Consider the following 8,753-nt stretch of genomic DNA (forward strand, 5'->3'; position numbering starts at 1 on the left):
GAATGACTATAAGCAGTTACTATCGGCTAATGAAAACTTAAAACTTGAAAATGCAAATTTTCTTGCTGACTCCCTGCTTGCAGAAAATGCAGGGGGATTCATCTCTCATATTTTCGAAGATAGATCAATGAAGGAACTGCTTTACCTTGCAGGTACGATTGTAAAAAAGGAAAAGGTTACCGTATTATTAGCATCACTTAAGGAGCAAAAGGTCATCCTTTCGCACAGTGGGGCCATGCCCTTTCACTGCGGACAATATTTCAGGGCCGAACTCGGTTCTTATAACGGGAAAGGCGGAGGGAACGAACAGACTGCACAAGCAGGTTTTGCGTCACAAAATGACTTAATTGCATTTTACCAATACACAGTTGAAAAATTAGGCCATAATCTTGGTGTATAAAACCTTTGCGTAGTGGTTGAAGTCGTTCGTGATGAACAAGGAAATCATGACTTCTCATGAGAAAAAAGAGGACAAACTATGTCCTCTCTCTTTTTATTCTTCAATTTTCAATTTCACTAATCCGTGTTCTTCAATATGAAGATGATATTTTTCTTCAAGCTCCATGATCCGTTTAAACGCCTCCTCCTGATTGTATTCATGTTTTTCCGACTCCTCGGCAAACTCTTTTCTAGCCAAATGGTATGCAAGCTTATCCCTGAACACTCCTTCTTCATACTCATTTATGACTTCATGAAGTTGCTCCTCCAATTCCCTGCTTATATCATAAATTTCATATTCCTTCACAAACTGGACACCTTCCATGCCGAAATCTTTGGCAAAGGAATTGAGATACTGTTCCACTTCACTGAACTCTTTATTATTTTCAGTATCGGAAGCAACCCAATATCCGTACTGAACCATTTTGAATAATGTCTCATACTGTTTCTTGGTAAAATTGATTTTCATGTCGATACTCCTTTTCCGGTTTCCTTACAACAAAAAGAATAAACCGCAATGGAACAAAAGTCCAATGCGGTTTATTCTCAATCCAATAATTCCGTTACTGAAAAATAAGCTGCTTTTTCCGTATCTACGACATAATGGCAATCGCCTTTAACTAAATTATAATAGCGGTGCTTTTGAATATTTGAAATCATTTGAGTTGAGTCATCGCCTTCAACCTCATGCTCTAGCTCTTTGCCACCCGGAAAATAAAAACTAACTTTCAATTTCATCTTTCTCATCCTTCCCCTCATCTGGTTGAATCACTCTTTTATTTCTTATCCTTTCTCATGCAGTTTTAAACATAAATAAAATGCTTATTCACTTTTTCCATGATATTCTAGGGAAAAATACGAAAATCAGAAGGTGTTTTCATGAAGATAAGGAAAGCCAAAGAAAAAGATGTAATTGGAATAGCAAATGTCCATATTAACAGCTGGAAAACGACTTATAAAGGAATCCTCCCGGACCAATATTTGTCCTCCATGAATCTGGAAGCCAAAAAGAAAAACTGGCTAAGAAATTTAAAGATGCTGCATAATGCCACCTTTGTAGCGGAAAACGCCAATGGGGAAATTATCGGTTTCGCTGCCGGCGGGCCTGAACAAACGAATGATCCGCATATTCAAGGTGAAGTATATGCCATTTATTTTTTAAAAGAATATCAACGACAGGGACTCGGCCGAAAAATGATAAAAGCGGTCATACATGAGCTTATTGAAATGGGACATAAGAATTTAATAATCTGGGCATTAAAGGATAATCCTTCATGCGGTTTTTACAAAGCCCTTGGCGGTCAAGTGATAGCTGAAAAAACCGTTAAAATGGCAGGCATCGAGCTCATCGAAGTCGGTTTCGGGTGGGAAGATATTCAGGATATCCTTTTGCATTTGTAATCGTATCCCGAAGAGGGTGGTTACACTCCACCCTCTCTTTCATGTCTCGATAAGGAAAGCATTTTTCTCATTACCTAAAAAATAAAGCCTGTGCAATGGCCTTGTCATTGTTACGTACAGCAATTTGATATCAAGTTCATTTCCATGGCAATACGCTTCTTCCAGGGATATTGCAAAAACGACATCGAATTCGAGACCTTTGGCTTGATAGGAAGGAACAATCAACGTTTTATCTTTAGGGATGTTTCCAGCTTCATCTATTAAATGAAAGCCTTGATGGAATCCCTTTAGTTTCTCGTTAGCCAGTTTGCAATCTTTCATCGTTTTAGCAATAACGGCAAACGTTTTAAATCCTTCTTCTTTAAGGCTTGCAATAAGTTCGAAAAGTTCTTCTTCCCAACCTTCCTTTTCAATGGAAATGAATTCTGGATCTTTGCCATGACGGACTACAGGTTCAACTTCCGGGAAATCATATGTTAACAACTGAAGTATTTCATTAGCTTGTTTCATTATTTCAACAGTTGTTCTGTAGCTTTTTTGTAATTCAGTATACGTTGCCCGAGGGAAAATACGACTGTGAACCTCTTCCCATGTTTGAAGTCCGCGGTATGAATGGATGCCTTGTGCAAGATCGCCTACAAGTGTGAACATATCGGTATCCACTGCCGTCTTTAGTGCCTGTAACTGCATGAAGCTGTAATCCTGTGCCTCATCAATGACGACATTTTTTGCTTTGTTTTCTTTATCGACACCAAAAAGCCGCTCCTGAAGATATAATAATGCTCCTAAGTCCTCCAGCTCGTAACTTTTAACAGAAAATAATTTATGATTATACTCACATAATACACTGGCATCTTCAACAGTGAGTTTACCGTTGCTGTAAGAGGCAAGACGCTCCGGATCTTCGTATAACCCCTTATAGTAATCCAGGAGATCTTTACTTTTGAATTGCTTAAAATACCCTTTTACGGAAGTACGGATCGCCTTTTGGATCTGACCAATCCTTTCCTCCTTTTTATCGAGGCATTTTGTAATAAAATCCTTACGAATGACTGGATCAATATTTCTATAGAGAGCTTTCTCAATTTTGGCATCATAAAGATCAACAACACGTTCAAGCATTATTTTCTTTTTCAATTTCACTTCATTTTGTAAAATGGCCTTCAGTTTGTCCAGCCTGCTGTATAATGGTAAATACCAATAATCCTCTTCCAATAATCTAATGAACTTCTTAGCGGAATAGAGGCGATATTTATCACAATAAAAATCAGCATTAGGGTGGAAACCCCTGAAAATATCCTTTACATATTCGTCCAATATATATTTAAAGACAGGGGAGCCCTTCAGACCTGATATCCAGACGGCTGAATTAATTTCTTCATCATCCTTTTCCAGCAATCGAGTTAATTTATCATCAGCTACAAGCTTCACCCGCTTTCCTATCGCTGCCTGAACATATTCGGAAAATGTGAATTGTTTTACCTTTTCTACACCCAATTCAGGTAAAGCTTCAGATATGTAATCAATGAAAACCCGGCTCGGAGCAAGGATCATTAATTGGCGCGGATCGAACAGGTCTTTATAGTGATAAATGAAATAAGAGATCCTATGTAAAGCAATTGTAGTTTTACCACTGCCAGCTGCGCCTTGGACAATGATTGGTTTATTCAAATCCGCACGAATGATTTTATTTTGTTCTTCCTGGATCGTGGTAATGATATCTGTCAGTCGATTGCTGGAACTTTTGGAAAGGGATTCTTGCAATAATTCATCCGTTGTTGTCAAATCAATGTCCCTTATCTTCTCCAAGAAACCTTCTTCGATCATTAACTGTCTTTTTAAAGTGATATTCCCGCTGAATGTCTCTCCTTCGGCTTCATATTCTATTTCACCAATCCGTCCCTCATAATAGAGGTTTGCAATCGGCGATCGCCAATCGACGATGATCTGCTCCTGGCTTTCCCTCTGATAAAGCGATGTTTTTCCGAAATAAAGGACTTCGCCTCTATCACCGTCATTCCTTTCAAAATCCACTCTTGCAAAATAGGGCTTTTTACTTGCTTTGCGTAAACTTTCAAGTTCGGTTTTGGACATCTCAAAAAAGTTGGCCGTCGTCAGTAACTGTGAATATAAGCCCGATTCAGACCAATCGGCATCGCCAAAAGCTTCTTGCATATTCCGCTGAAACTGATCTTTGCTTGTTTCTGATGTTTTGATGACTACATCGATATAACGTTTCGTAAAATCCAGCCGCTGCCGTTCCTGTTCAAAATCAGGGTGATTACCCAATGAAACCACCTCCCCTTCCTTATTTAGTTATCATACTCATGCCGATGCTAAGACGAAATGGACATTTATACTATCAGAAAAGCCAATGGTTGACAAATCTGGAGACATAGAATTATATAGTTGAAATTTCACCTTCCCTGATACTTCATATAATTTGTAGAATGCGCTAATAATTCCAGCTTGGATTTTGCTATAATATGTTGACTTATGAAGGAACATTCAAACTTCCAGTAGGAAAATCATTGAATGCTTTTTTTACCATTCTGGGAATGGGAAGTTTATTTCCATTTCATCAGTTGGATATCACATGATCCGATGCAATTAGTTAATGACAATTATACTATCCTCTTTATACATAATGATATGCAATGAATTTATGTATATCAAAAAACAAATGCCCCCTCCCCTATCAAAGCTCCTATAAGACCGCACAGCAGTTTCCATTGTTAGCAATAGGCAAACCCTGATATTGCATGAATTAGGGGCAACCATACCACTCGTCTTACTTGTCATTTTATTTATATATTAGGAAAGGCTTAATTCAGGCACTTTGCCGCCATTGGATTAATCATTAGCGTAGTTATGTCTGTGATGCACGCTTTAATTGACTTTTTCTTATCCATGAAAGCCGTCCAGTGAAAAGAAATTCAATCAAATAAAGGTGGCCCAGGTAAAAGGGGCGGAGATCATAGAAAGATACAATTTGGGCGGGTATAGCTGCGACCGGGCGTTTGGCATCATCATTGGTATGTTGGATTGGGATATCCCAATGGACTGCAGGGGATGACATACCTTTATTCGGAAAGGAATTTACTTCAAGATACATTTTTTCAGATAGGGTCTGACTAAAAATATTTTAATGTTTGTCCTACGGCTATAACTAATCAAGTCTCTTGGCTATGGCCCTCATGATTCTCTGGAATGACCCAGCACTTCCATTAGGATAAAGTACTCGATTATACCTTTCCTCTACAATTGTCATCATCTCTTAACATAAATAACGCTAATTTAATATTTTTATTGGAAACTCCCATTATATACTTACATTACAATTAAATTTTTTTTTAAGAAAGTGGGTACTGTCATGGAAATAAATGAAAGACAACCAATGCTATCCCCTAAACTAATCCATGAACTTGAAATTTTATCATCCAAAACAAATATGCCTATCTCCGAACTATTGGAAATATCTGTAGCGTCACTGCTGGAAAAGGTGAATAATACCAAAGAACTGAATGTTGGACTTAATAATAAGGAAATGATCTTAAGAAATAAAATCATCATCAATCAAAATAAAGAGGTTTTGAATAACCAAAGCACTTGACCATATAGGTGAAGTGCTTTTTGCTTCCTAACTGCCACTGTTTTAATGAATAAATATTCTATCGTGGTTTCCAATATAATATTTCTTAAAAATATCCCCTATAAAGCATTCAGCAAAATCCCCTTCATATTTGATGAAGATACCCTGTAGGGTTCCCGAAAAAATCATGTCGGTTTGAATATGTAATTACGCAGAAAAATAGCAGCTATTAGCTGCTTTTCAAAAGGATGGCTATCTAAATGTTATATAAATTTGATTGGAGACTCCCGCATAGAATAGTTCGTACAAGCGAGTGCCCTCCGTTCCAATCGACGTTTGAATTTTTACAAACCCTCAAAAAACTATAGACAAACTTGATCCCCAAGTTTGCCTACAGTCTGAATCAGCTATTAAACTCTTATCAATGAATCATGGTTTATTTGATGTCACGTATGTACCAGCTATGAAATCATGTATCGCTCTATTGTCTTTCCTTAGGCCGACCATGAATGCACTAACAATAAACCCTATCCCCAATGTAATTGCGTAAACCAAAGCAGCAACTAAATACCTCAATAGCATTGTGCCGATTCCTAACTTTTTGCCGTCCATCCTTACTATGCGTATTCCCATAATCCGTTTACCTACTGTATAGCCATACCATAATATCGGGACAAGCAGCATGTAAAGAAAGTCGAAGAACGTTGAGTAGTTTTCATTTTCCCAATCTCCAGTAATCAACCCGAAAATTATCGCTAATGGTAAAGATACTATTATTCCATCCAATAATCCTGCCAAAAAACGTTTCCAAAAACCTACTGAATCACTCATTTATGATCCTCCTATCGTGTTAGTTACAGTTACCTATATTACCAATTAAAAGGTTGATGCGTAATGAGTCTTTATGCCTATAATTATTTTTGTTAAAAAAATAAAACATACTTTAAAATGCTACAATTTTAAAATAAAATTTAATCCTTGTGTAATTTTTGCTTATAAACGTTTGTTTTTGCTAATCTGCCTTTAATTTTCATAAGAAATAAGATACAATTTAACGAACGGCATTTAAAAATTATTGGAAACTGCTGTTTGTATGAATCAGCGTATAACTAATGAAACAAAGTGTTGGACACGTTGAAACAAAAGTATTTTGGAGGAATGTAAATAAATGATTACAGTAAATAATGTTGGTTTACGCTATGGCGATCGTAAACTTTTTGAAGATGTTAATATAAAGTTCACGCCTGGTAACTGCTATGGCCTGATTGGGGCGAATGGTGCGGGTAAATCCACTTTCTTAAAAATCCTTTCAGGTGAAATTGAAGCGCAATCCGGCGATGTCCATATGGGGCCTGGCGAACGCCTTGCCGTTCTAAAACAAGATCACTTCGCTTATGAAGAGGAAGAAGTCCTTAAAGTTGTCATTATGGGACATGAAAGATTATATGAAGTCATGCAAGAAAAAGATGCCATCTATATGAAGGAAAACTTCACGGATGAAGACGGAATGAAAGCGGCCGAACTTGAAGGTGAATTTGCCGAATTAAACGGATGGGAAGCCGAACCTGAAGCTTCAATCCTCTTAAAAGGCCTTGGCATTGCAGAAGACCTGCATACAAAGAAAATGGCTGAGTTAACTGGTGGCGACAAAGTTAAAGTATTGCTTGCCCAGGCACTATTCGGTAAACCGGATGTTCTATTACTGGATGAGCCTACCAACCACTTGGACCTAAAAGCGATCAAATGGCTGGAAGAGTTCTTGATCAACTTTGAAAACACTGTTATCGTAGTTTCCCATGACCGTTACTTCCTTAACAAAGTTTGTACACATATCGCGGATCTTGATTTCGGTAAAATCAAAATTTATATCGGGAACTATGACTTCTGGTATGAATCAAGCCAGCTTGCCCTTAAACTGACTCAAGATGCCAATAAGAAAAAGGAAGAAAAAATCAAAGAGCTACAAAATTTCATCGCGCGCTTCAGTGCCAATGCATCGAAATCGAGCCAGGCGACATCCCGTAAGAAATTATTGGATAAAATCAGCTTGGATGACATCGAGCCTTCTTCGCGCCGCTACCCATATGTCGGCTTTACACCTGATCGTGAAATCGGGAATGACCTGCTTCGTGTAGACGGACTCTCGAAAACGATCGATGGTGTAAAAATATTGGATAACGTCAGCTTCACGATGAATAAAGGCGACAAGATTGCATTTGTCGGTAAAGATGAGATTGCTAAAACAACAATGTTCAAAATCTTGGCAGGTGAAATTGAACCGGATAGCGGCTCATTCAAATGGGGCGTTACGACATCCCAGGCATACTTCCCTAAGGATAATGCTGAATTCTTTGAAGGTGTCGATTTAAATCTTGTCGATTGGCTCCGTCAATATTCTCCTAATGACCAGAGCGAAAGCTTCCTTCGCGGTTTCTTAGGCAGAATGCTATTTTCTGGCGATGAAGTAACGAAAAAGGCAAGCGTACTTTCAGGGGGCGAAAAAGTCCGCTGTATGCTTTCCAAAATGATGTTAAGCGGTTCGAACGTCCTAATGCTTGATGAACCTACCAACCATCTGGACTTAGAGTCGATTACGGCATTGAACAACGGTTTGATCAGCTTTAAAGGATCTATGATCTTCTCTTCCCATGACCATCAGTTCATCCAAACTGTAGCGAACCGGATCATTGAACTTACACCAAAAGGTACAGTCGATAAGCAAATGAGTTATGATGAATACCTTGATAATAGCGAATTGCAAAAGCAAGTAGCCGAAATGTACAAATAATGCTTTTATGAAAGCACATCCTTATTGGATGTGCTTTTTTCGTTCCCGATTCTTCTGCTCCATTTATTCATGTATTGAAGGTATAAAAAACACGCTGCATTAAATATAATAATATTTCCCGAAAGATGGGCACTGAATAATTTCATCGATAAAAAGGTATATTGATAAGGAAGGAGTGAGTTAGAATTGGATGCTCATACAGTGAAAAATATTTTTGATGATACAGGATACCTTTTTTTATATGATAAATTCAGTTATCATTTTTATGTATCCGGATTGTTCGACTTAGTGGATCAAGAAAAAACAATCTCGGATTTTTTAGATTCCTATGGATTCGATGATAAAAATCCTCTTTTTTTTGACGACTTTTCCTTTTATTTTAATTGCTTTCATTATTCCCACCAAAAACAAAAGATGATAAATTACTTGAAAACCGCGGATCACGAACATCTATGTTAAGTATAAAAAGCCAGATAAACTGATCCTGCCTTTTTTAAACGAGCACTATTCAAAAAAAAGGTAAGAGCATATAAC

7 protein-coding genes and 1 pseudogene are annotated in these 8,753 nt (G+C 37.7%); 4 read left to right on the forward strand and 4 right to left on the reverse strand.

Features of this window, described 5'->3' with window-relative positions:
* Positions 1 to 400: pseudogene (locus ACFVSH_RS19615) on the forward strand (hydrolase); the annotation flags it as partial.
* Positions 401 to 493: 93 nt separating this feature from the next.
* Here ACFVSH_RS19615 and ACFVSH_RS19620 read toward each other — a convergent pair.
* On the reverse strand, positions 494 to 907 hold the full coding sequence (locus ACFVSH_RS19620; protein WP_260286436.1) for a hypothetical protein: 414 nt from the start codon (positions 905 to 907) through the stop codon (positions 494 to 496).
* Positions 908 to 984: 77 nt separating this feature from the next.
* Positions 985 to 1,176, reverse strand: coding sequence for a hypothetical protein (locus ACFVSH_RS19625; RefSeq protein WP_230303418.1), 192 nt, complete (start codon positions 1,174 to 1,176; stop codon positions 985 to 987).
* Between the two features lie 141 nt (positions 1,177 to 1,317).
* On the opposite strand from ACFVSH_RS19625, the gene ACFVSH_RS19630 reads away from it, so the two are divergent.
* Positions 1,318 to 1,839 carry a GNAT family N-acetyltransferase gene (locus ACFVSH_RS19630; RefSeq protein WP_387599259.1) on the forward strand — a complete coding sequence of 174 codons (522 nt, stop codon included), beginning with the start codon at positions 1,318 to 1,320 and terminating at the stop codon, positions 1,837 to 1,839.
* A gap of 39 nt (positions 1,840 to 1,878) precedes the next feature.
* Here the strand turns inward: ACFVSH_RS19630 and ACFVSH_RS19635 are convergent, their stop codons facing one another.
* Positions 1,879 to 4,137 carry a HelD family protein gene (locus ACFVSH_RS19635; RefSeq protein WP_483878308.1) on the reverse strand — a complete coding sequence of 753 codons (2,259 nt, stop codon included), beginning with the start codon at positions 4,135 to 4,137 and terminating at the stop codon, positions 1,879 to 1,881.
* Positions 4,138 to 5,212: 1,075 nt separating this feature from the next.
* On the opposite strand from ACFVSH_RS19635, the gene ACFVSH_RS19640 reads away from it, so the two are divergent.
* A complete protein-coding gene (locus ACFVSH_RS19640; protein ID WP_387599265.1) occupies positions 5,213 to 5,452 on the forward strand; it encodes a ribbon-helix-helix domain-containing protein in 240 nt (79 codons plus the stop codon).
* A gap of 408 nt (positions 5,453 to 5,860) precedes the next feature.
* Here ACFVSH_RS19640 and ACFVSH_RS19645 read toward each other — a convergent pair whose 3' ends face one another.
* Positions 5,861 to 6,262, reverse strand: coding sequence for an RDD family protein (locus tag ACFVSH_RS19645; protein ID WP_387599268.1), 402 nt, complete (start codon positions 6,260 to 6,262; stop codon positions 5,861 to 5,863).
* A 337-nt stretch (positions 6,263 to 6,599) separates the two neighbouring features.
* Between ACFVSH_RS19645 and ACFVSH_RS19650 the strand changes: the two genes are divergently transcribed.
* Positions 6,600 to 8,219: an ABC-F family ATP-binding cassette domain-containing protein gene (locus ACFVSH_RS19650; RefSeq protein ID WP_260286431.1), complete on the forward strand. Its 1,620-nt coding sequence runs from the start codon at positions 6,600 to 6,602 to the stop codon at positions 8,217 to 8,219.
* The last annotated feature ends 534 nt before the right edge of the window (positions 8,220 to 8,753 follow it).

Source organism: Peribacillus sp. NPDC058002 (assembly GCF_042886655.1).
GTDB classification, from domain to species: Bacteria; Bacillota; Bacilli; order Bacillales; family DSM-1321; genus Peribacillus; species Peribacillus aracenensis.

Bases quoted from the DNA above. Each gene is read 5' to 3' on its own strand.
- ACFVSH_RS19650 (WP_260286431.1), top strand. From the start codon at position 6,600: ATGATTACAGTAAATAATGTTGGTTTACGCTATGGCGATCGTAAACTT.
- ACFVSH_RS19625 (WP_230303418.1), bottom strand. From the start codon at position 1,176: ATGAAATTGAAAGTTAGTTTTTATTTTCCGGGTGGCAAAGAGCTAGAG.
- ACFVSH_RS19640 (WP_387599265.1), top strand. From the start codon at position 5,213: ATGGAAATAAATGAAAGACAACCAATGCTATCCCCTAAACTAATCCAT.
- ACFVSH_RS19645 (WP_387599268.1), bottom strand. From the start codon at position 6,262: ATGAGTGATTCAGTAGGTTTTTGGAAACGTTTTTTGGCAGGATTATTG.
- ACFVSH_RS19630 (WP_387599259.1), top strand. From the start codon at position 1,318: ATGAAGATAAGGAAAGCCAAAGAAAAAGATGTAATTGGAATAGCAAAT.
- ACFVSH_RS19620 (WP_260286436.1), bottom strand. From the start codon at position 907: ATGAAAATCAATTTTACCAAGAAACAGTATGAGACATTATTCAAAATG.